Genomic DNA, 20,545 nt, shown 5'->3' on the forward strand with positions numbered 1-20,545 from the left:
GGCAACGCGTGAACACGGACGGATTTCCCGGATATGCGGCGGCTACGCCAAGCCCCGTAATAGTTCTGATGGACGGGCAGACGCGGATCGGATAAACTGTTCCATCCCGGATTGACGGCGGCTTTCCCGGTTTTTTTATGGACGGGAGCGGGCCTCCGGCACTGTCGGCGGGACGGTTCAAGCGCCCGCGCGGCATCTTTTCCGGCTTCACCACTATTGCGCCATACCGGGCGATTACCGACGGCCCGGAGCTGACTGAAAAACATTGCGCGCCCACACGGCGCCAAGGAGGAACAGATGGCTAAAATGAAAACCATGGACGGCAATAACGCCACAACACATATTGCCTATGCCCTGTCGGAGACGGCGGCCATTTACCCCATCACGCCTTCTTCGGTCATGGGCGAGGTCATGGATGAAATGGCCTCCCGCGGCAGGAAGAACGTGCTGGGCCAGACGGTCATCGTGCGTGAAATGCAGTCCGAAGCGGGCGCCGCGGGCGTTGTGCACGGCATGCTGGCCGGTGGTTCGCTGACCTCCACCTACACGGCCTCGCAGGGCCTGCTGCTGATGATCCCCAACATGTACAAGATCTCGGGCGAGCTGCTGCCCGGCGTCTTCCATGTGGCGGCACGCGCCCTGGCCTCCCACGCCCTGTCCATCTTCGGCGACCATCAGGACGTCATGGCCGCCCGCCAGACCGGCTTCGCCTTCCTCTGCGCCTCCTCGGTGCAGGAGTGCATGGACATGGCCCTGGTGGCCCATCTTTCGGCCATCGACGCCAGCCTGCCTTTCTGCCACTTCTTCGACGGCTTCCGCACCTCCCATGAAGTGCAGAAGATCGAAGTCATCGACTACGAAGACATCAAGGACCTGGTGAACTGGGACAAGGTGGCCGAATTCCGCGCCTCCGCCATGAATCCCGAACACCCGCACGTGCGCGGCACCGCCCAGAATCCTGACATTTACTTCCAGAACCGCGAGGCCGCCAACCTCTACTACGATGCCGTGCCCGGCATTGTGGTGGAAAACATGAAGAAGGTGGAGTCCATCACGGGCCGCAAGTACCACCTCTTCGACTACGTGGGCCATCCGGAAGCCGACCGCGTGATCATCAGCATGGGCTCGTCCTGTGAGGTCATTGAAGAGACGGTCAACTACCTGAACAAACAGGGCCAGCGCACGGGCCTTGTGAAAGTGCGCCTCTACCGTCCCTTCTCGGCCGAGCATCTGCTGCGCGCCATCCCGGCCAGCGTGACCTGCCTTTCCGTGCTGGACCGCACCAAGGAATGCGGCGCCCTGGGCGAGCCCCTCTACCAGGATGTCTGCACCGCCTTCCTCGAAAAGGGCGAAGCGCCCACCATCGTGGGCGGCCGCTACGGTCTGGGCTCCAAGGATTTCACGCCGGGCATGGCCAAGGCCGTGTTCGACAACATGCTGGGCCTCCAGCCCAAAAACCACTTCACCGTGGGCATCAATGACGACGTGACCCACCTTTCCCTGGATGTGGAAGAGGAAATCGACACCGTGCCCGAAGGCACCGTGCAGTGCAAGTTCTTCGGCCTCGGCGCGGACGGCACCGTGGGCGCCAACAAGCAGGCCGTCAAGATCATCGGCGACAACACCGACATGTACGCCCAGGCCTACTTCGCCTACGACTCCAAGAAGTCCGGCGGCTTCACCGTGTCGCACCTGCGTTTCGGCAAGCAGCCCATCACCTCGTCCTACCTGATCACCCAGGCCGACTACATCGCCTGTCACAAGGCCGCCTATGTGACCATGTACGACATCCTGGAAGGCATCAAGGAAGGCGGCACCTTCGTGCTCAACTCCAACTGGTCCCTGGCCGACATGGAGCAGCATCTGCCCGCCTCCATGAAGCGCATCATCGCCCGCAAGAAGCTGAAGTTCTACAATATCGACGCCGTGAAGGTGGCTCAGGAAGTGGGCCTCGGCGGCCGCATCAACATGATCATGCAGACGGCCTTCTTCAAACTTGCCAAGGTCATCGACTTCAGCAAGGCCGTGGAGCTGCTCAAGGAATCCATCAAGAAGACTTACGGCCTCAAGGGCGACAAGATCGTGAACATGAACATCGCGGCCGTTGAAAAGGCCAGCGACGCCCTGGAAGAAGTCAAGTATCCCGCTTCCTGGGCCGACACCACCGAAGGCGCGGTGGTCTGCCACTGCTGCGACGACGATTACATCCGCGAAATCGTGCGGCCCATCCTGGCCCAGCAGGGCGACAAACTGCCCGTGTCCGCCATGGATCCCGCCGGTTTCGTGCCCCTGGGCACCGCCGCCTGCGAAAAGCGCGGCGTGGCCATCAACATCCCCGAATGGCAGGTGGCCAACTGCATCCAGTGCTGCCAGTGCTCCTTCGTCTGCCCGCACGCCGCCATCCGGCCCGTGCTGGCCACCGAAGCGGAACTGGAAGGCGCGCCCGCCGGCTTTGAGACCAAGGACGCCATGGGCAAGGAGCTCAAGGGCCTCAAGTTCCGCATCCAGGTCTATCCCGAGGACTGCCTGGGCTGCGGTTCCTGCGCCGACATCTGCCCGGCCAAGGAAAAGGCCCTGGTCATGAAGCCCCTGGAAGGCCAGCTGGACGCCCAGAAGGCCAACCTGGAATTCGCCGAGGAGCACATCAGCCTCAAGGACAACCTGCTGCCGCGCGACACCATCAAGGGCTCGCAGCTCCAGCAGCCGCTCCAGGAATTCTCCGGCGCCTGCGCCGGTTGCGGCGAAACTCCCTACGTCAAGGTGCTCACCCAGCTCTTCGGCGAACGCATGCTCGTCGCCAACGCCACGGGCTGCTCGTCCATCTGGGGCGCCTCCTCGCCCACCACGCCTTACTGCACCAACAAGGACGGCTTCGGCCCGACCTGGGGCAACTCCCTGTTCGAAGACGCCGCCGAATACGGCTGCGGCATAGGCTTGGCCTATGTGCAGCGCCGCAACCGCCTGGCCATGCTGGTGGAAGAGGCCCTGAAGGAAGAAAACGTGCCCGCCGAGCTCAAGAGCGCCCTGCAGGGCTGGCTGGACAACAAGGAAGATCCCGAAGGCTCCCGCAAGTACGGTGAGATGATCCTCGCCAACCTGGACGGTTTCGACAGCCCGCTGGCCCACGAGCTCTGGGATATGGACGACCTCTACACCAAAAAGAGCGTCTGGGTCTTCGGCGGCGACGGCTGGGGCTATGACATCGGCTACGGAGGACTGGACCACGTGCTGGCCTCCGGCGACGACATCAATGTGCTGCTCATGGACACCGAAGTGTACTCCAACACCGGCGGCCAGTCCTCCAAGTCCACGCCGCTGGGCGCGGTGGCGCAGTTCGCCGCGGGCGGCAAGCGCACCGGCAAAAAGGAACTGGGCCGCATGGCCATGACCTACGGCTACGTCTATGTGGCTTCCGTGTCCATGGGCGCGGACAAGCAGCAGGTGCTCAAGGCCTTCCGCGAGGCCGAAGCCTACAAGGGCCCCTCGCTGATCATCGCCTACGCGCCCTGCATCAACCAGGGCCTGCGCAAGGGCATGGGCAAGAGCATGGAAGAAGCCAAGATGGCCGTGCAGACCGGCTACTGGCCGCTGTACCGCTACAACCCCGAACTGGCCAAGGAAAAGAAGAACCCCTTCCAGCTCGACAGCAAGGCCCCCAGCGCCAACCTGCACGAGTTCCTGGAAGGCGAAACCCGCTACGCTTCCCTGGACAAGATCGATCCCGAAGTCTCCAAGAAGCTGAAGAGCGAACTGGCCGAGGCCTATGCCGAACGCTACGCGCTGCTCAAGCAACTGGCGGATCTGCCCTATCCTGAAGTGGAAACGACGAAGTAGCCCGCAAAACAGAACCCGCCGCGCGTCCGGGGCCAGCCCGCCGGACGCGCGGACGCGATGACGGAATATGAGACAGGCAGGGCGCGGCGGACAAGCCGCGCCCCTTTTCACTTCACGGGGTCCGGTACGGACGGCGGCGGAGTGGGACGCAGACGCCCCGCCGTCGGCGCGGAACGCCGGGCAAGGAGTTCCTATGAAGCACAACGCACTTTATGTCACGGCCACGGGCCCCCTGACGGGCAAAAGCGCCATCGCCCTGGGCACCATGCAGATGCTCAGCCGCCACATGCGCAACGTGGCCTTCTTCCGGCCCATCATCAACGAGCCGCAGCTGGATGACCGCGACCCGGACATCAACCTCATGCTCGAACACTTCAAGATCAACATGGAGTACGCGGACACCTTCGCCTACACCCATGCCGAAGCGCGGGAAATCATCAATCAGGGCTCGCGCAACATCCTGCTGGAAAACATCATCCAGAAGTTCAAAAAAATTCTCATGGAGCACGACTTCGTGCTCTGCGTGGGCACGGACTTTCTGGGCAAGGACCCGGTGTTCGAGTTCGAGCTCAACGCCGAAATCGCGGCCAACCTGGGCTGCCCGGTCATGCTGGTGACCAGCGGCGACAATGCCACGGCCGAAGACATCCGCCAGTCCCTGCAGATGACCATGGACAGCCTGGACCCCTATGCGCTGGACGTGGTGGCGACCATCATCAACCGGAGCCATCTTTCCCAGACCGACCTGGACGAGCTGCGCGCCCAGTTCGGCCAGGACGGGCAACCGGCCCTGATCTACGCCGTGCCCAACGACCCGACCATCGGCCGGGCCACCATGGGCGACGTGAAAAAAGGCCTCAACGCCGAAGTGCTCTTCGGCGAGAACCGCATGGACACCCTGGTGGGCGACTACCTTGTGGCGGCCATGCACGTGGACAATTTTCTCCGCTACATCGCCAAGGATCAGCTGATCATCTCGCCCGGCGACCGCACGGACATCCTGCTGGCGGCCATTGCCTCACGCCTGTCCTCGGCCAAGCCGGACATCGCGGGCGTGCTGCTCACCGGCGGCCTGCGCCCGCCGGAGGAAGTCTGCAAACTCATTGAAGGCTGGACCGGCGCGCCCCTGCCCATTCTGCTCACCGAGTTTCACACCTACCGGACCATCACGGCCCTGCAGGAAGTCTACGGCCTCATCGAACCCGGCGACATGCGCAAGATCAACACCGTGCTGGGCCTCTACGAGCACCATGTCAACGGCAAGGAAATCGCCAGTCGCCTGGTCTGCAAGCGCAGCGGCCGCATGACGCCCATGATGTTCGAATTCGAGCTCATCGAGCGGGCCAAAAGCGACAAGATGCGCATCGTCCTGGCCGAAGGCGAGGAGGAACGCATCCTGCGCGCCACGGACATCCTGCTGCGCCGCGAAGTGGCGGACATCACCCTGCTGGGCAATGTGGACCTTATCCGCCAGAAGGCCAGCGAGCTGGGCCTGGTCATTGCCGGGGCCACGCTCATCGACCCGGTGAAATCGCCCAAATTCGACGACTACGCCCAGACCTACTACGAATTGCGCAAGGCCAAGGGCATTACCCTGGAACACGCCCGCGACGTCATGAGCGACGCCACCTACTTCGCCACCATGATGGTCAAGAAGGACGACGCCGACGGCATGGTTTCCGGTTCGGTGAACACCACGGCCCACACCATCCGCCCGGCCTTTGAGTTCATTAAGACCAAGCCCGGCTATTCCGTGGTTTCTTCGGTCTTCCTGATGTGCCTCAAAGACCGCGTGCTGGCCTTCGGCGACTGCGCGGTGAACCCCAATCCCACGGCCCAGCAGCTGGCGGAAATCGCCGTGGCCTCGGCGCACACGGCCAAGGTCTTCGGCATTGAGCCGCGCGTGGCCATGCTCTCCTACTCCACCGGCACGTCCGGCAAGGGCGCGGACGTGGACGTGGTGGTGGAAGCCACCAGGATCGCCAAGGAAATGGCCCCGGACCTGGCCCTGGAAGGCCCCTTGCAGTATGACGCGGCCATTGATCCCACGGTGGCGAAAACCAAGATGCCCGACAGCAAAGTGGCCGGCAAGGCCACGGTCTTCATCTTCCCGGATCTGAACACCGGCAACAATACCTACAAGGCCGTACAGCGCGCCGCCCAGGCCGTGGCCATCGGCCCGGTGCTCCAGGGCCTGAACAAGCCGGTCAACGACCTGTCGCGCGGCTGCACCGTGCCCGACATCGTCAACACGGTGGCGATCACCGCCGTGCAGGCCGCCGCGGAAAAGAGCGGCAGCAAGTAAAGCATCAAAAGATACTGACCGTGCGGGAGCGTCCCGGCGCTCCCGCCTTTGACATTTCCCCTCAACTCCCCGGCAGGAAAAAGGACGGCATATGAAAGTTCTGGTGATCAACGCGGGCTCCTCGTCGTGTAAATATCAGCTTCTGGAAATGGACACGCAACGCGTGCTCTGCTCCGGTCTTGCCGAGCGCATCGGCCAGGACGGCGGCCGCCTGACCCACAAAATCGCGCCCGACACGGACAAGGAAAACAAAATCGTCCGCGAGGCGGCCTTCCCCACCCATGTGGAAGCCATGGAACTGGTCATCGCCCTGCTGACCGATCCCGAGCTCGGCGTGATCAAAGACAAGAGCGAAATCTTCGCCATCGGGCACCGCGTGCTGCACGGCGGCGAAGCCATCACGGACCCGGTGCTGGTGGACAGCCGCGTCAAGGAAATCATCAAGGAATGCATCCTGCTCGGTCCCCTGCACAATCCGGCCAACCTCATGGGCATTGAAGTGGCTGAAAAGCTCTTCCCCGGCGTGCCCAACGTGGCCGTCTTCGATACGGAATTCGGCATGGGCATGCCGCCGGAAGCCTATATGTACGCCCTGCCCTACGAGCTGTACGAGGATCTCAAGATCCGCCGCTACGGCTTCCACGGCACCTCGCACAAGTACATTGCCCGCAAGACGGCGGAATACCTGGGCAAGCCTCTCAACGAGCTGCGCTCCATCACCATGCATTTGGGCAACGGCTCGTCCATGAGCTGCGTCAAGGACGGCAAGTGCTTTGACACCAGCATGGGCCTGACACCCCTGGAAGGCCTGATCATGGGCACGCGTTGCGGCAGCATCGACCCGGCCATCGTGCCCTTTGTGATGGAAAAGAAAAGCCTGAGTCCGGCCGAGGCCGACACCCTGATGAACAAGAAGTCCGGCCTGCTGGGCCTGTGCGGCTACACGGACATGCGCGACGTGCACTCCCAGGTGGAAAAGGGCAACGAGCGCGCCGCCCTGGCCCTGCAAATGCTGGTGCGCAGCATCAAAAAAACCCTGGGTTCCTATTTCTTCCTGCTGGACGGTAAGGTGGATGCCCTGGTCTTCACCGCGGGCATCGGTGAAAATGACGACATCGTGCGCGCGGCTGTCTGCGACGGCCTGGAAGGCTTCGGCATCAAGCTGGACCTCAAGGAAAACGCCATCCGCAAGCCCGGCGCGCGGACCATCTCCCTGCCGGACAGCAAAATTCCGGTGCTGATCATTCCCACCAACGAAGAATTGCAGATCGCCCTGGAGACTCTGAAAGTGCTGGGCAAATAAGCTCTTCGACACTTGACGCGAAAAGGCCGCCCTGTGGGGCGGCCTTTTCGCGTCAGGGAACAATCGCATCCATGCTGCGCGCGGAATTCGGCCGGGACAACGCCTACCGCATCAGCGGCGATGAATTTGTGGCCTTTGTCATTGACGCGGACACAGAAACACTTCTGCGCAAGGTCCGGACCGTGGAAAAAACCCCGCCCCCTTCTCCGCCTACGGACTGATCAAAACAGCGGAGCGCAATATGTATGCTTCCAAGCAGCGGTATTACTCCGGCAAGACGGACCGGCGCAAAGCCAGGATCTGAATCCCGGCGCGTCCGGAGGGACAGACGCCTCAGTGGCGGAGCGTCCTCCGGACGTTGGTCAGAGCGCGACGCAACAGCCAGGCCGTGGCGCCCGCCGCCAAGCAGGGCAGCCAGACCCAGCGCCACTCCGAGATCAGCACCTCCAGCCCCTGCCTGCCGAAAAAGACGCGCAAATTGAGAGGCGAGACCCGGATGGGCCGCCAGTCCAGAAAATACCGCGCCTTGTCCAAAGGCCACAGCGCGGCCACGCCCAGCCCGCCGTTGGTCATGGCATCCAGCAGAATATGGCTGGCCACAGCCGCCAGGCCCACGCCGAAGGCCGCCGGGCGGGAACAGCGCAGCCAGGGGGCCAGGACAGCGCCGAACAGCCCCATGAGCAGCGCAAAGAGCAAAGAATGGGAAAAGCCCCTGTGCCCCAGCAGATCCGCGTAACGGATACCCAGCTTGAAGCCGATCACATCCAGATCCGGAAGAACGGCGCAGAACACGCCGAAAAGCAGCAGACGCGCGGGAACGACGCGGGAGCCCAGGGCCGCCGCCAAGGCCAGCACGGGCGCGGGATGGGAAAACACGGTGGGCATGGAACCTCCTCCGGCGCGTGAGACGCGCCTGCTGTCCGGCGGCCGGGACGCTTCCACCCGACCTGTCAAATCTCCCTGTAACGCGAAATTTTCTTGCACCCGACGGCGACACGGCATATCTAAACATTGTCTAACAATTCCGCAGCTCCCCGTCCCTCCGGGCGAAAACCACAGGTTTGCCATGTCACGCATTTCCCGTCCCCTGCCGTTCCGGGCCACGGCCCATCTGTTGTTTTTCTTGCTCCTTTTCGCTCTTGCGGCTCCCCAGATCCGGCCGGACCGGGCAGTCGCGGCTCCGGCCGTGCCGCCCCACGGTTTTGTGGGCGTCTGTTCGGCCATTCTGTACGACCTGGACAACGACGCAATCCTCTTCGAACAGAACGCCGATGAGCACATCCCCCCGGCCTCGCTGACCAAGGTGCTTTCCATGTTTCTGGCACTGGACCACATCAGCGCCGGGCATGCCGCCTTTGACAGCGTCGTGCCCGTCAGCCGCGCGGCCGCGCGTACCGGCGGTTCGCGCATGGGTCTCAGGAACCGGGAGCAGGTGCCCCTGGAAGAGCTGCTCATGGGCATGGCCGTGTCCTCCGGCAACGACGCCAGCATGGCCGTGGCCGAATTTGTGGGCGGCTCGGCCCCGGCCTTTGTGAACATGATGAACGTCAAAGCCCGCACGCTGGGCATGCGCGACAGCCGGTTCCGCAATCCGCACGGCCTGCCCGCCCAGGGGCAGTACACCACGGCCCGCGACATGCTCACCCTGGCCCGTGCCTATCTGCGGGCCTATCCTTGGGCGCTCAAATTCCACAACACCCATGTGCTCAATCACCAGGGCCGGGTCACCTGGAACAAAAATCCCCTGCTAGGCCAGTATCCCGGCGCGGACGGTCTGAAAACAGGCTGGGTCAACGCCTCGGGCTACAACCTGATCTTTACGGCCAGCCGGGGGGACAAACGCCTGCTGGCCGTGATTCTGGGCGCGCCCGACGTGCGCGTGCGCGGCACCGAGGCCTGCCGCCTGCTGGACGCGGGTTTTCAGGTCTGCGGCAACCAGGCCGTGTCCGTGGCCGCCGCCCTAACCCAGATGCCCCAGGAAAATTACCGCCTGGATCTCCGCAAAACAGCCCATGAGGCGGGCCGCCAATACGCCCAGGCCCAGCCGGAAGCCCGCAAGCAGGCCAAGCACGGCACCCAGAGCAAATACGCCAAAAACAAAAAGCACAAGAGCCGCAAGGCCGTCAAACAACGCGCCTCCCGCCCGCAGCATTCCCGCCAGGCCGCCCAGAACTCGCGGCCCCGGGCCAGTTGACGCCTTACCGGCCCCCGAACCTAAGACGTCGGCCGTTGGCGAGCTTGCCGGCGTTTCCTTAGCTGTGGGCACCGCAGGAGTCGTACTGATAAGGACCGCAGCGCTACGGATCAAAATGGCAATGGTAGGCTGAAGACTGCTCTAAAAAAAGTCGTCCGCATTTCTCAGACGACTTTTCCTTTGCGTTTGTGCCCCTTGGCCCCGACGGCGTCATTTTTCGTGCAAAAACAGGCGTAAACCGGCATAGCCCACAACGTGCTCCGTATCGCCCGAGGCCGTGGCCGAGGTGTCGTGCGCCGTGAGTTCCGCCCGCGCCCGGCCTAACTGCCGGGCGGCAAAAAGCGCCAGAGCCAGCGGCCCGGCCCCGCACATGCTGATACGTTCGCGCGCCGCCACAGCCAGCAGGCCCTCGGGATCACAGGCCAAGGCTCGCTCCAGGGCCAGGGCGTCCTTTTCCACTGTGCGGCGCTCGTCTTCATAATGGTTCATATCCGAACTGACGATGACGCCCACTTCCTGCCCCTTGGACCGGCAACCGGCCAGCACATCGGCCAGGGCCTGCCCGGCCGCGCGCAGGGCTTCCGGCTGCTGCGTGCCCACGCAGACGGGCGTTATGCGCAAGGGCCTTTCCTCGCCCGCCGCCACCTGCAGAAAGGGCAGCACAACTTCAACGGCGTGTTCCCCCAGATGGGAAAGCGTGTCCGCCGCGAAGCCCCCATTGCCGTCGCCCCTTTCGATGAGGGCGGCGGCCAGGTCCGCATCCACGGGCAGCGGGGCCAGGGGCGTGAGCCAGGCGCCCTCGGGCCAGACGCCCAAGGCCTGGCCCCGCCCGGTGTGGTTGGGGCAAAGCACGACCAGGGTGCGCGGCAGCTCCACGCCCGCCAGGGTCGTGCCCAGCACCCGCCCGCAATAGACGTAGCCCGCATGGGGCAACATCAGGCCCCAGGGACGGGACACGGCCTCAGTTTCCGCCGGTGCGGACGCGTCTTGGACCCCGGGCCGCCGGATGGCGGCCCCCGCATCAAGGCAGGCTCGCACTTCCCGGATCAGGTCGGCGGGCGCGGCGGGATAAAAACGCCCGGCGGCCACGGGATTGCGAATCAGCATGGCCGATTCCTCCTGGTGAGATCTGTCGCTTGACGCGACACCAGGGTCTGTTGACACTATAGAATTTTTGTTCGCCCGCAAGGAAGATACGCCTGCTTTGAGGGAGTGTACTCTTTTGGTACTCGACCGAAAAAGCAGATGAAATCTAACGTAGCGAGCGGGCAAAAAGGCATAGTATCAACAAACCCTAGGCCAGTCCGCCCAGCAACATATAATGCGTCTCCATATACTCCAGCATGCCCTCGCTGCTGCCCTCACGGCCCAGACCGCTGTACTTCACGCCGCCGAAAGGCGTCTCGGCCGCGGCCAGGGTCGCGTCGTTGACGCCCACCATGCCGTACTGCAGAGCGCCGAACAGCCGCCAGGTCCTGGCCAGATCCCGCGTGCAGACATAGGAAGCCAGGCCGTAGCTGGTGTCGTTGGCCAGGGCCACGGCTTCCTCTTCCGTGACAAAAGGCATGACGGCGGCCACGGGCCCGAAGATTTCGCCTTGGAAAACCTGCATGTCCGGCTTCAGGCCCGTGAGCAGGGTGGGCTCGTAAAAATTGCCGCCCAGCGCATGCCTGTGCCCGCCGACCAGCAGACGCGCGCCCTTGGCCTCGGCGTCGCGGACCATGGCGTCCACCCGTTCCACGGCGCGGGCGTTGATCAGCGGGCCCATGTCCGTGTCCGGGTCAAGGCCGTTGCCCACGCGCAGGGCCTTGACCCGTGCGGCGAGCCCGTCCACGAAACGGTCATGGATGCCGCTCTGGACCAGAAAACGGTTAGCGCAGATGCAGGTCTGCCCGGCGTTGCGGAATTTGCTGCCCATGGCCAGATCAAGGGCCTTGTCCAGGTCCGCGTCGTCAAAGACCATAAAGGGCGCGTTGCCGCCCAGTTCCAGGGACATGCGCTTGAGCGTGGGCGCGCAGTCGGCGGCCAGTTGCTTGCCCACCTCCGTGGAGCCGGTGAAGCTGACCTTGCGCACCGTGGGATTGACCGCGATTTCGCCGCCGATGGCCGACGCGTCGCCGGTCAGCACATTGATGACCCCGGCGGGAATGCCCACGCGCATGCCCAGCTCGGCCAGGGCCAGAGCGCTGTAGGGCGTGCGGCCCGCGGGCTTGACCACGATGGTGCAACCGGCGGCCAGGGCCGGAGCGGCCTTGCGCGGCAACATGGAGAAGGGGAAATTCCAGGGGGTGATGGCCGCGGCCACGCCCACGGGCGCATGCCGGGTGAGAGCCTGGGTGCCCGGACGAAACGACGGGGTGACGTCGCCGCAGACACGGCGGCATTCCTCGGCGAACCAGGGGAAATAGGACGCGCCCTGCAGAATCTCGCCCCTGGCCTCGGCCAGGGGTTTGCCTTCTTCCAGAGTCAGGATTTTGGCCAGATCCTCCAGATTGTCCTTGATGGCCTGTTCCCAGGCCCGCAGGTACGCGCCGCGCTGCAAAGGAGTCAGCGCGCTCCAGGCCGGAAAGGCGGCGGAAGCCGCCGCGACAGCCCGGCGGGTTTCGGCCGCGCCGCATTTGGGCACCGTGCCCAACGGTTCCTCATTGGCCGGATTGGTCACGCCCAGCACGCTGTTGTCGTCCGCGTCGCACCATTGGCCGTTGATCAGGCATTGCCGACGGAACAGGCTCTTGTCGCTCAGTATATCAAGCATGGACATGGGGAAACCTCACGTAATTCAGATTAGGGAACTTCACCCGGGAATGCTCCAACGCCGCGACGCGGCGTGAATTCAGCCGAAAAGCGTGTTTCCCGGCTGAATGAACAGTTGAAGAAGCGCGGCCCTTCAAAGGGCAATCCGCCCCAGATGCGATCAGAACAGCCGCTGTCCGCCGAGCCAGTGGTGCTTGACGCGCCCGTGCAGGCTCCGGCCCAGAAAGGGCGTGTTGCGGCTTTTGGAATACATGGTCTCCGGGCCGGGCGTCCAGACCTCATCCGGGTCCAGAAGAAAGAAATCCGCCGGGTCGCCGGGCGCGAAGCCGTTCCAGGGCAGGCGGAAGATTTCCGCCGGGCGGCGGCACCAGAGGCGCTGCAGATCGGCCTCGGCCAGCACGCCCTCGCGCACCAGGGCCCAGGTCAGGCTCACGGCCAGGTCCAGGCCGGTGAGCCCGCAGGGGGCTTCGTCCAGGGTGCCTTCCTTTTCATGGGCCGCGTGCGGGGCATGGTCCGTGACCAGAATGTCGATGGTCCCGTCCTTCACGGCCCGGCGCAGGGCCTCGCGGTCCTCGGGGCGGCGCAGCGGCGGGCTGACCTTGGCGGCCGTGTTGTAGCCCTCCAGCGCGCTCTCGTCCAAAAGAAGATAGTGCGGGCAGGTTTCGGCGCTGACCTGAACGCCGCGCGCCTTGCCCCAGGCGATGACGTCCACGCTCAGGCTGGAGGAGACATGGGCGATGTGCACGGGCAGGTGCAGATATTCGGCCAGCATGACGTCGCGCGCGATCTGCACGGCCTCGCCCACGTCCGGCTGGCCCTTGACGCCCAGCAGGCCGCTTACGGTCCCCTCATTCATCAGCCAGCCCCGGCCCAGGCGGGCGTCCTCGCAGTGGTCGATGAAAATCAGGTCCAGATCCGCCGCGTATTCCATGATCCGGCGCAACAGTTCCGCATTTTCCACCGGACGGCCGTCATTGGACACGGCCACGCATCCGGCCCGCTTCAGTTCCGCCAGCGGGGCCATTTCCTCGCCCTTGAGGCCCACGCTGGCCGCCGCGATGGGATGCAGGCGCGGCCCGTGCGGATGGCTCTCGCGGGCGCGCTCCAGCATGAAACGGGTCACGGCCGCCGTGTCGTTGACCGGCTTGGTGTTGGCCATGCACATGACCGCGCCGAAACCGCCGTGGGCCGCCGCTTCCAGACCGGAGGCAATGTCTTCCTTGTACTCGAAACCCGGTTCGCGCAGATGGACATGGGCGTCGATGAAGCTGGGCATCAGCGCCAGGCCGTGCGCGTCGAAAATTTCGCAGCCCTCGGGCGCGGCGTGATGGCCCGCCGGGGTCATGGTCAGTATCCTGTCCCCGTCCACCAGAAGGTCCACCGGGGCCTCCAGGTGGCGGGCGTTCTTGATGCAGAGCGTCATGCGTTTCCTCCGTCGTTGCGCGTGGCCAGCAGGTAAAGCACGGCCATGCGCGTGGCCACGCCCGCGGCCACCTGGTCGAGCACCAGGCTGGCGGGCGCGTCGGCAATCTCATGGGAAATTTCCAGGCCCCGGTTCAGGGGGCCGGGGTGCAGCACCTTGACCTCGGGCCGCGCCAGCTCCAGCTGGGCCGTGCCCAGGCAGAAACGCCGCGAGTATTCAGCCAGATCGGGCAGCAGGCCCGCCTGCTGGCGCTCCAGTTGCAGACGCAGGCACATGACCGCGTCCACGTCGCGCACGGCGCGTTTGAGGTCGGAAAAGACCTCCACCGGCCAGGTTTCCACCCCGGCGGGCAGCAGGGTGCGCGGCGCGCAGAGCCGGACCTTGACCCCCAGCAGATGCAGCAGACGCACATTGGAGCGGGCCACCCGGCTGTGGGCGATGTCGCCCAGGATCAGCAGGGTGCGCCCGGCAAAGCTGTCGCCCCAGACTTGGCGCAGGCTGAAGCAGTCCAGCAGGGCCTGGGTGGGATGGGCGTGCCAGCCGTCGCCGCCGTTGACGACGCCGCAGGGCAGCAGGTCGGCCATGAAGGCCGCCGCGCCGCTGCTGGAATGGCGGATGACGATGACGTCCGGCCCCATGGCCTGGAGGGTCAGGGCCGTGTCCTTGAGGCTTTCGCCCTTGTTCAGGCTGGAGCCGGACTTGGCCAGGGAATAGGTGTCGGCGGACAGGCGCTTGCCCGCCACGTCAAAGGAAGTTTTGGTGCGGGTGCTGTTTTCCACAAAAAAGAGCACCACGGTCTTGCCCTTGAGGGTGGGCACCTTCTTGACCGGGCGCCGGTTGATTTCCTGAAAGCTGGCGGCCAGATCCAGCAGATGGCGGACGTCTTCTCCGCTCAGCTGGGTCACGTCCAGCAGGTCCTTGTGCGGCCAATGATAGCGGTTGTCGGTATTCATGGGCGTAGGGACTGAAAGTTAAAAAAAAGCCCCGCTGGAACCAACGGGGGACAGATCGGCACGCGGACAGGCCGCAACGGCGCAAACTCCGGCGTGCGGCCGGGGCGGCGCGACGCATAGGCATCACTCAACTTCATGGACAAAAATGTTAGACGCGCGACGGGTCTTTGTAAAGGAAAAAGTCTGTTGACGCCTCCAAGGGCTTTGTCTAGGTTTGGAACAGTTTTTCACGCCCTTGCGCCCACGGCGCGGGGCGCTGGAACGGACGCGTACCGGACGCCCATCAGGCGTCCACCGGGCCGGGCCCGACGCCGCCGGAGGAACGGATGAACGCCTTCGCGCATGCCCGGAACAACGCGCGTAATCATTGCCGCGTCCACGGCATCTGCAGCGGGAGGAAGCGTATGCGGGCCATCGGCATCACCGGCTTCAAAAATTCCGGCAAGACCACGCTCACGGGCCTGCTGGCCACGGCTCTGGAAGGCCTGGGCCGCAAGGTCGCCGTCATCAAATGCACCCACCACGGCCTGGACCTGCCGGGCCGCGACACCAGCAAGCTCAGCGCGCCCGGCCGCCCCGTGGCCGCCCTGGGCGAGGACGACGCCGCCATTTTCTGGCGCGGCAAAATAGGCTTCATAGATCTGTTCACCCGGCTCCCGGCGGACATCGTTCTGGTGGAGGGCGGCAAGAATCTCACCTTTCTGCCGCGCGTGCTCTGTCTGCACGACGTGCTGGAGGCCCCCATGCTCGCTCCGGAACTGGCCGTGGGCACCTTCGGCCCGGTCAGCCTGCCGCCCCTGCCCGCTTTTGACGAGGATTCCGTGGAAGAGCTGGCCCGCGTGGCCGACGCCAGGGCCTTTGTGCTGGGCGGGCTGGACTGCGGCCTGTGCGGCCGGGAGAACTGCGCGGCCCTGACCAGGGACATTCTGGCCGGTGAAGCCTCCCCCAAGGACTGTCAGGCCCTGACGCCGCCCTCCCTCAGCCTGAAGGTCAACGGCCGGGAAGTGCCCCTCAACGACTTTACGGCCCGGATGCTGGAGGGGGGCCTGCGCGGCATGCTCGCGCCGCTCAAGGGCATGGCCGCGGGCACGGTGGAAATTGTTTTGAAATAGAGCGAGGCAACGTTGAAAAGTTGCTTCGCTCCGACGGCTGCGAAAGCGGATGCCCGCGCCTGACGCCGAGCGGGAGCGCGTTCCCGCTGCCGACCGAGGGCTGAGCCTAAAACCCCACGGCGTTGAGCCGCCGGATGTTCGCGGGCAAAGCGAACGCGGTGGATTATGTGCGTCCCGGCCGTCAAAACATGGTCCGGCAGCCGGGGCACAACGAGCGCGCTACCGCGCGGGGACGCCGCGCGGCGGCAATGGTTTTTGGTCGAGGTTTTTATATTTTTTCAGGAGACGCTGCATGTTCCTTTCTCTCTTGGTCTATCTCTGCTGTGGCGCGGTGGCCGGTGTTCTGGCCGGACTGCTGGGCGTGGGCGGCGGCATCGTCATCGTGCCCATGCTGGTGGCTATTTTTCCCGGACAAGGCGTGCCGCCCGAGTATGTCCAGCAGATGGCCCTAGGCACTTCGCTGGCCAGCATCATGATCACCTCCATTTCCAGCGCGCGGGCCCATAACGCGCGCGGGGCCGTGCATTGGGACATTTTCCGCAACATCACGCCCGGCATTCTGGTAGGCACCTTCGTGGGCGGCCTGGTGGCCACGCACATGCCCACCATGTTTCTGAAAATCTTCTTCATCTGCTTTCTGTTCGTGGTTTCCGCCCAGATGCTTTCCAACTACCGGCCCCCGGCCAGCCGCGACATGCCCGGCGCGCTGGGCACCGCCGGAGTGGGCGGGGTCATCGGTCTGGTCTCCAGCTTTGTGGGCATCGGCGGCGGCACCCTGTCCGTGCCCTTCATGAGCTTCTGCAACGTGCCCCTGCACCATGCCGTGGGCACCTCGGCGGCCATCGGCTTTCCCATTGCCGTGGCCGGCACCCTGGGCTACATCATCGGCGGCTGGGGCAGGCCCGACCTGCCCGCCCTTTCCCTGGGTTTCGTGAACCTCTGGGCCCTGCTCGGCCTGGCCGCCGCCAGCTATCTCACCGCGCCCCTGGGGGCCAAACTGTCCCATGCCCTGCCCACGGCCAAGCTCAAGCGCGGCTTTGCGGTTTTTCTGATCCTCGTGGCCTTGAAGATGCTCTGGGGCATCCTGTAATAGCAACGCATGAAGCTGTATACCTACAATCAAAAACTGGCCGAATCGGTCTGGTGGAACCTGCTCTGGATGACCCTGGGCTCGCTCCTGATGACCATCTGCATTCAGAGCGTGGCCGCGCCCCATGACTTCCTGGCCGGGGGCGTCATGGGCGTGGCCCTGCTCGTGGCCTACTGGACCGGCACCCTCACGCCCCTGCTCTGGTACATGCTGATCTGCCTGCCCATCTATATCGGGGGCTGGTTCTTCGTGGGACGGCGCTTCCTGCTCTACACGGCCTACGGCACGCTCTGCACCACGGTGTTCGGCATGTTCATCACCTTCCAGATCCCGCTCTCCACCGAGGTTTACGCCGCCGTGGTGGGCGGCGTGCTGCACGGCGCGGCCGGGGGCATCATGCTGCGCACTCTGGGCAGCGGCGGCGGCACTGACATTGTCGCGGTGCTGCTCAAGGAGCGCTGGAACATCCCCATCGGCCAGTTCAACTTCATCTTCAACGTCCTGCTGTTCCTGACGGGCGCCTTCCGCCTTTCCCTGGACCTCATCGTGGCCTCCATGCTGATGATGTTCATCTCCTCCAATGCCCTGGAATACGTGCTGGGCATGTTCAACCGGCGCAAACTGGTGATGATCATTTCCGACCACGGCGAGGAGATCAGCGAGGCCATTCTGGTTACCGAGCGTTTCGGCGCGACCATGCTGCGCGGCAAGGGGGCCTATTCCGGCTCGGACCGCGAGATTCTGCTCACCGTCACCAACAACGTGTCGCTCAAGCGCCTGGAAAATCTGGTCTACGCCATTGATTCCCACGCGCTCTTCATTGTGGAAAACACCTTTTACGTTTCCGGCGGCCAGTTCGCCCGCCGGGGCCGCTGACCGAGGCCCGCCGTGCCCGCCTCCGTCCTGGCCATCCGGGCCAGAACCATTGTGCCCCTGACCGGCGAAAGTCCGGCCCGGGGCGCGCGGCTTTTCGCGGCCCTGAAAAAAATCGACAACGCCGTGCTGCTGGTGCGCGACGGCCTGGTGGAAGACGTGCTGCCTTGGAAGAACGCGCGCCTGCCCGCAGGCGCGCGGGTGCGCGACGTGGGGCCGGTCTGCCTGGTCCCGGCCTGCATCAATGCCCATGCCCACATCCAGCTTTCCTATCTGGCCGGGCGCACGCTCTGGGGCATGGGCTTCACGGCCTGGCTTGCCAGCATGATTCCCCAGCTGGGCGCGTCAACAGCCGCCGAAGTGGCCGCGGCCGCGGAAAGCGCCTGCGAAAGCCTGGCCGCTACCGGAGCCCTGCACGTAGGGGATGTGGCCGGTTCCCTGCGGGGCGGCGTGGCTCTGGTGGACCGGGCCTGCCGCGAGGCCGGAGTGGGGGTGAGCCATTTCTGCGAATGGTTCGGCTTCGGGCCGCCCTTTATCGACGGCGAGCGCCCCTGGCCGCCGCGCTGCCGCGACGAACTGGCGGCGGACCCGGCCCTGGCCGGACGCTGCGCTCCGGCCGGGCATGCCCTGTACTCCACCGCGCCGGAGGTGCTGCGCGCCGCGCGGGACCACTGCGCCCGTCACAACACGGTTTTCAGCTTTCATCTGGCGGAATCGCCGGAAGAAACCCAGCTGCTGACCAGCGGAGACGGTCCCCTGTACGACTGCTACGCGGGCACGGTACTACCCGAGGGCTGGCGGCCGCCGGGCATGCGGCCACTAGCGTACGCGGCCGGCCTCGGCCTGCTGGGACCGGGCGCGCTGGCCGTGCACGGCGCGCAACTGGATGCCCAGGAAGTGGAAGTGCTGGCCGCCGGGGGCACGGCCCTCTGCCTTTGCCCGCGCTCCAACCGCAATCTGGGCGTGGGCGCGCCGCCGGTGCGCGCCCTGATGGAAAGCGGCGGCCTGCTCTGCCTGGGCACGGACGGCCTGACGTCCAATACCGACCTGGACGTGCGCCAGGAGGCCGTCTATCTGCGCGAAAGCCTGGACGTGCCGCCCGAGGCCCTGGTGCGCCTGCTCACGGTCAACGGCGCGGCGGCGCTGGGTCTGGGCGGATCCGGGGCGGGACGCCTGACGCCGGGTGCGCCTGCCAATTTCTGCCTGCTGCCCGAGGCCCTGACCTATTAGAGCAGTTGACGCCGCAGGTGTTTTTTTCTTGCCAGCGAGCCCCCGCCAGCATATTCTATCTTTACGGGGATGGAGTCCCCCTTGAACCGCATGTATTGCTGATGACTCCTGCCTGACGAATATGGGCGGGAGTCATTTTTATTTTGTCGCGTTGCCCTTCCTTTCTGTCAGGCATTGAAGAAAAGGAACCGGCAGCGCGGCTTTTACGGTACAAGGAGGACAGACATGGCTCTGCTGCAACGACGGAACACGGCTCCTGCCGTTGCCTTCATTCTACTCATGGGTATTGTCAGCCTGTTTGCGGACATGACCCATGAAGGGGCGCGCAGCATTTACGGGGCATATCTACCCCTGCTCGGCGCTTCGGCCACCGCACTCGGCTTTGCCACCGGCTTTGGTGAATTCATCGGCTATGCGCTCAGGCTCGCGACCGGAATCATCGCCGACAGGACAAAACACTATTGGAGAATGACCATACTGGGGTACGGGGTCAACATGGTCGCCATTCCCCTTCTGGCGCTCGTGCCGGAAAACGGCTGGTTTTGGGCCTGTCTGCTGATTATTCTGGAACGCACCGGCAAAGCCATACGCCAACCCGCTAAAAATACGCTTCTCTCCTTTGCGGCCACTCGGGTAGGTGTGGGCAAGGCTTTTGCCGTGCAGGAATTTCTTGATCAAATAGGCGCGTTTCTCGGGCCGGTATTCCTGTTCGGCATTCTCTGGTTCAAGAGCGACGCGGGGCTGCGGACAGCCTATACGCTTTGTTTCGCCGCTCTGGGCATTCCGGCGCTTTTCACTATGGTCTGGCTCTTCATGGCGCGTCGGCGTTTTCCGGATCCGGGACATTTTGAAGAGGCGGACGCACGACAAAATAACGGCTCAAGCCGAGGCGGATTTCTTCTCTACTTGTTCGGGATCATGTTTTTCGCCCTGGGATTTGTGGATTTTCCCCTAATCACGCTGCATGTTTCCCGCCAGAACATCATCCAGGGCGACGCCCTGCCCCTGCTCTACGCGCTGGCCATGCTGGTGGACGCCTTCGCCGCGCTGTTCTTCGGCTGGCTCTATGACCGCCTGCACTTCAAAGCCCTGCTTCTTTCCAGCCTCATGGCGGCTTTTTTCCCTGTATTCGTATTTTGCTCTGCCTCTCTCTGGAGCACCCTCGTCGGCGTCGCGCTTTGGGGCATCGGCATGGGCGCACAGGAATCCATTCTCAAGGCCGCCGTGGTAACGCTTACATCAAAGGAAAAACGTTCCACCAACTTTGGAATTTTTGAATCCTGTTTCGGCCTGAGCTGGTTTCTGGGCAGCTGGCTGATGGGCTGGCTGTACGATCTGGAGCCGACCTGCCTGGCGGCGTTTTCCATAACAGCGCAGCTTTGCGCGCTTCCCCTGTATCTGGGCGTTACCATGAAAAACAGACAATGACGGCGGCCTCCCCACGCGTGCTCCACAACAAACAGACAGTACGGTT

Annotated in this window: 15 protein-coding genes and 1 riboswitch; of the genes, 10 read left to right on the forward strand and 5 right to left on the reverse strand. The window is 64.2% G+C overall.

The genetic code is table 11. The features are described from left to right. Nucleotides 1-297 precede the first annotated feature (297 nt). The 4 genes from nifJ (at nucleotide 298) to HMPREF1022_RS18595 (ending at nucleotide 7,663) form a co-directional block, all read left to right on the forward strand. Nucleotides 298-3,834, forward strand: a complete 3,537-nt coding sequence (nifJ, locus tag HMPREF1022_RS10210; protein WP_008682317.1) for a pyruvate:ferredoxin (flavodoxin) oxidoreductase — start codon at nucleotides 298-300, stop codon at nucleotides 3,832-3,834. A gap of 193 nt (nucleotides 3,835-4,027) precedes the next feature. Continuing rightward, complete coding sequence (pta, locus tag HMPREF1022_RS10215; RefSeq protein ID WP_008682320.1) at nucleotides 4,028-6,139, forward strand: phosphate acetyltransferase; 2,112 nt, start codon at nucleotides 4,028-4,030, stop codon at nucleotides 6,137-6,139. Nucleotides 6,140-6,230: 91 nt separating this feature from the next. Beyond that, complete coding sequence (locus HMPREF1022_RS10220) at nucleotides 6,231-7,442, forward strand: acetate kinase (RefSeq protein ID WP_009303055.1); 1,212 nt, start codon at nucleotides 6,231-6,233, stop codon at nucleotides 7,440-7,442. Nucleotides 7,443-7,513: 71 nt separating this feature from the next. Further along, nucleotides 7,514-7,663 carry a hypothetical protein gene (locus HMPREF1022_RS18595; RefSeq protein ID WP_009303057.1) on the forward strand — a complete coding sequence of 50 codons (150 nt, stop codon included), beginning with the start codon at nucleotides 7,514-7,516 and terminating at the stop codon, nucleotides 7,661-7,663. A 112-nt stretch (nucleotides 7,664-7,775) separates the two neighbouring features. Here HMPREF1022_RS18595 and HMPREF1022_RS10225 read toward each other — a convergent pair whose 3' ends face one another. Continuing rightward, entirely contained in the window at nucleotides 7,776-8,327 is a 552-nt protein-coding gene (locus HMPREF1022_RS10225; protein WP_009303059.1) for a metal-dependent hydrolase, read from the reverse strand. Between the two features lie 181 nt (nucleotides 8,328-8,508). Between HMPREF1022_RS10225 and HMPREF1022_RS10230 the strand changes: the two genes are divergently transcribed. Then, nucleotides 8,509-9,636: a D-alanyl-D-alanine carboxypeptidase family protein gene (locus HMPREF1022_RS10230; protein WP_008682328.1), complete on the forward strand. Its 1,128-nt coding sequence runs from the start codon at nucleotides 8,509-8,511 to the stop codon at nucleotides 9,634-9,636. A gap of 210 nt (nucleotides 9,637-9,846) precedes the next feature. Here the strand turns inward: HMPREF1022_RS10230 and amrB are convergent, their stop codons facing one another. The 4 genes from amrB to HMPREF1022_RS10250 form a co-directional block, all read right to left on the reverse strand. After that, nucleotides 9,847-10,743, reverse strand: coding sequence for an AmmeMemoRadiSam system protein B (gene amrB, locus HMPREF1022_RS10235; protein ID WP_009303062.1), 897 nt, complete (start codon nucleotides 10,741-10,743; stop codon nucleotides 9,847-9,849). A 187-nt stretch (nucleotides 10,744-10,930) separates the two neighbouring features. Next, nucleotides 10,931-12,397, reverse strand: coding sequence for an NAD-dependent succinate-semialdehyde dehydrogenase (locus HMPREF1022_RS10240; protein WP_009303064.1), 1,467 nt, complete (start codon nucleotides 12,395-12,397; stop codon nucleotides 10,931-10,933). 153 nt (nucleotides 12,398-12,550) lie between these two features. Continuing rightward, nucleotides 12,551-13,813, reverse strand: coding sequence for a dihydroorotase (locus tag HMPREF1022_RS10245; RefSeq protein WP_009303066.1), 1,263 nt, complete (start codon nucleotides 13,811-13,813; stop codon nucleotides 12,551-12,553). Continuing rightward, a complete protein-coding gene (locus HMPREF1022_RS10250) occupies nucleotides 13,810-14,766 on the reverse strand; it encodes an aspartate carbamoyltransferase catalytic subunit (RefSeq protein WP_009303068.1) in 957 nt (318 codons plus the stop codon). Before HMPREF1022_RS10250 ends, HMPREF1022_RS10245 begins: the two co-directional genes overlap by 4 nt. A 326-nt stretch (nucleotides 14,767-15,092) precedes the next feature. Here HMPREF1022_RS10250 and HMPREF1022_RS10255 point away from each other — a divergent pair, with 326 nt between their 5' ends. From HMPREF1022_RS10255 to HMPREF1022_RS10275, 5 genes are all read left to right on the forward strand, one after another. Continuing rightward, nucleotides 15,093-15,878: a molybdopterin-guanine dinucleotide biosynthesis protein MobB gene (locus HMPREF1022_RS10255; protein WP_156802944.1), complete on the forward strand. Its 786-nt coding sequence runs from the start codon at nucleotides 15,093-15,095 to the stop codon at nucleotides 15,876-15,878. 292 nt (nucleotides 15,879-16,170) lie between these two features. Further along, on the forward strand, nucleotides 16,171-16,968 hold the full coding sequence (locus HMPREF1022_RS10260; RefSeq protein WP_008682334.1) for a sulfite exporter TauE/SafE family protein: 798 nt from the start codon (nucleotides 16,171-16,173) through the stop codon (nucleotides 16,966-16,968). A 9-nt stretch (nucleotides 16,969-16,977) separates the two neighbouring features. After that, complete coding sequence (locus HMPREF1022_RS10265) at nucleotides 16,978-17,844, forward strand: YitT family protein (RefSeq protein ID WP_008682335.1); 867 nt, start codon at nucleotides 16,978-16,980, stop codon at nucleotides 17,842-17,844. Between the two features lie 12 nt (nucleotides 17,845-17,856). Then, the gene (locus HMPREF1022_RS10270; RefSeq protein ID WP_009303070.1) at nucleotides 17,857-19,071 is read left to right on the forward strand and encodes an amidohydrolase family protein; all 1,215 of its coding nucleotides are present in this window, start codon (nucleotides 17,857-17,859) and stop codon (nucleotides 19,069-19,071) included. Nucleotides 19,072-19,127: 56 nt separating this feature from the next. Continuing rightward, nucleotides 19,128-19,189: riboswitch (Fluoride riboswitch) on the forward strand. A 107-nt stretch (nucleotides 19,190-19,296) separates the two neighbouring features. Beyond that, nucleotides 19,297-20,499 carry an MFS transporter gene (locus tag HMPREF1022_RS10275; RefSeq protein ID WP_009303071.1) on the forward strand — a complete coding sequence of 401 codons (1,203 nt, stop codon included), beginning with the start codon at nucleotides 19,297-19,299 and terminating at the stop codon, nucleotides 20,497-20,499. Nucleotides 20,500-20,545: the final 46 nt, after the last annotated feature.

The organism is Desulfovibrio sp. 6_1_46AFAA, from assembly GCF_000224635.1.
GTDB lineage: Bacteria > Desulfobacterota > Desulfovibrionia > Desulfovibrionales > Desulfovibrionaceae > Desulfovibrio > Desulfovibrio fairfieldensis.

Bases quoted from the DNA above. Each gene is read 5' to 3' on its own strand.
- HMPREF1022_RS10230 (WP_008682328.1), top strand. From the start codon at position 8,509: ATGTCACGCATTTCCCGTCCCCTGCCGTTCCGGGCCACGGCCCATCTG.
- HMPREF1022_RS10260 (WP_008682334.1), top strand. From the start codon at position 16,171: ATGTTCCTTTCTCTCTTGGTCTATCTCTGCTGTGGCGCGGTGGCCGGT.
- HMPREF1022_RS10265 (WP_008682335.1), top strand. From the start codon at position 16,978: ATGAAGCTGTATACCTACAATCAAAAACTGGCCGAATCGGTCTGGTGG.
- amrB (WP_009303062.1), bottom strand. From the start codon at position 10,743: ATGCTGATTCGCAATCCCGTGGCCGCCGGGCGTTTTTATCCCGCCGCG.
- nifJ (WP_008682317.1), top strand. From the start codon at position 298: ATGGCTAAAATGAAAACCATGGACGGCAATAACGCCACAACACATATT.
- HMPREF1022_RS10250 (WP_009303068.1), bottom strand. From the start codon at position 14,766: ATGAATACCGACAACCGCTATCATTGGCCGCACAAGGACCTGCTGGAC.
- pta (WP_008682320.1), top strand. From the start codon at position 4,028: ATGAAGCACAACGCACTTTATGTCACGGCCACGGGCCCCCTGACGGGC.
- HMPREF1022_RS10275 (WP_009303071.1), top strand. From the start codon at position 19,297: ATGGCTCTGCTGCAACGACGGAACACGGCTCCTGCCGTTGCCTTCATT.
- HMPREF1022_RS10255 (WP_156802944.1), top strand. From the start codon at position 15,093: ATGAACGCCTTCGCGCATGCCCGGAACAACGCGCGTAATCATTGCCGC.
- HMPREF1022_RS10225 (WP_009303059.1), bottom strand. From the start codon at position 8,327: ATGCCCACCGTGTTTTCCCATCCCGCGCCCGTGCTGGCCTTGGCGGCG.
- HMPREF1022_RS10240 (WP_009303064.1), bottom strand. From the start codon at position 12,397: ATGTCCATGCTTGATATACTGAGCGACAAGAGCCTGTTCCGTCGGCAA.
- HMPREF1022_RS18595 (WP_009303057.1), top strand. From the start codon at position 7,514: ATGCTGCGCGCGGAATTCGGCCGGGACAACGCCTACCGCATCAGCGGC.
- HMPREF1022_RS10220 (WP_009303055.1), top strand. From the start codon at position 6,231: ATGAAAGTTCTGGTGATCAACGCGGGCTCCTCGTCGTGTAAATATCAG.
- HMPREF1022_RS10245 (WP_009303066.1), bottom strand. From the start codon at position 13,813: ATGACGCTCTGCATCAAGAACGCCCGCCACCTGGAGGCCCCGGTGGAC.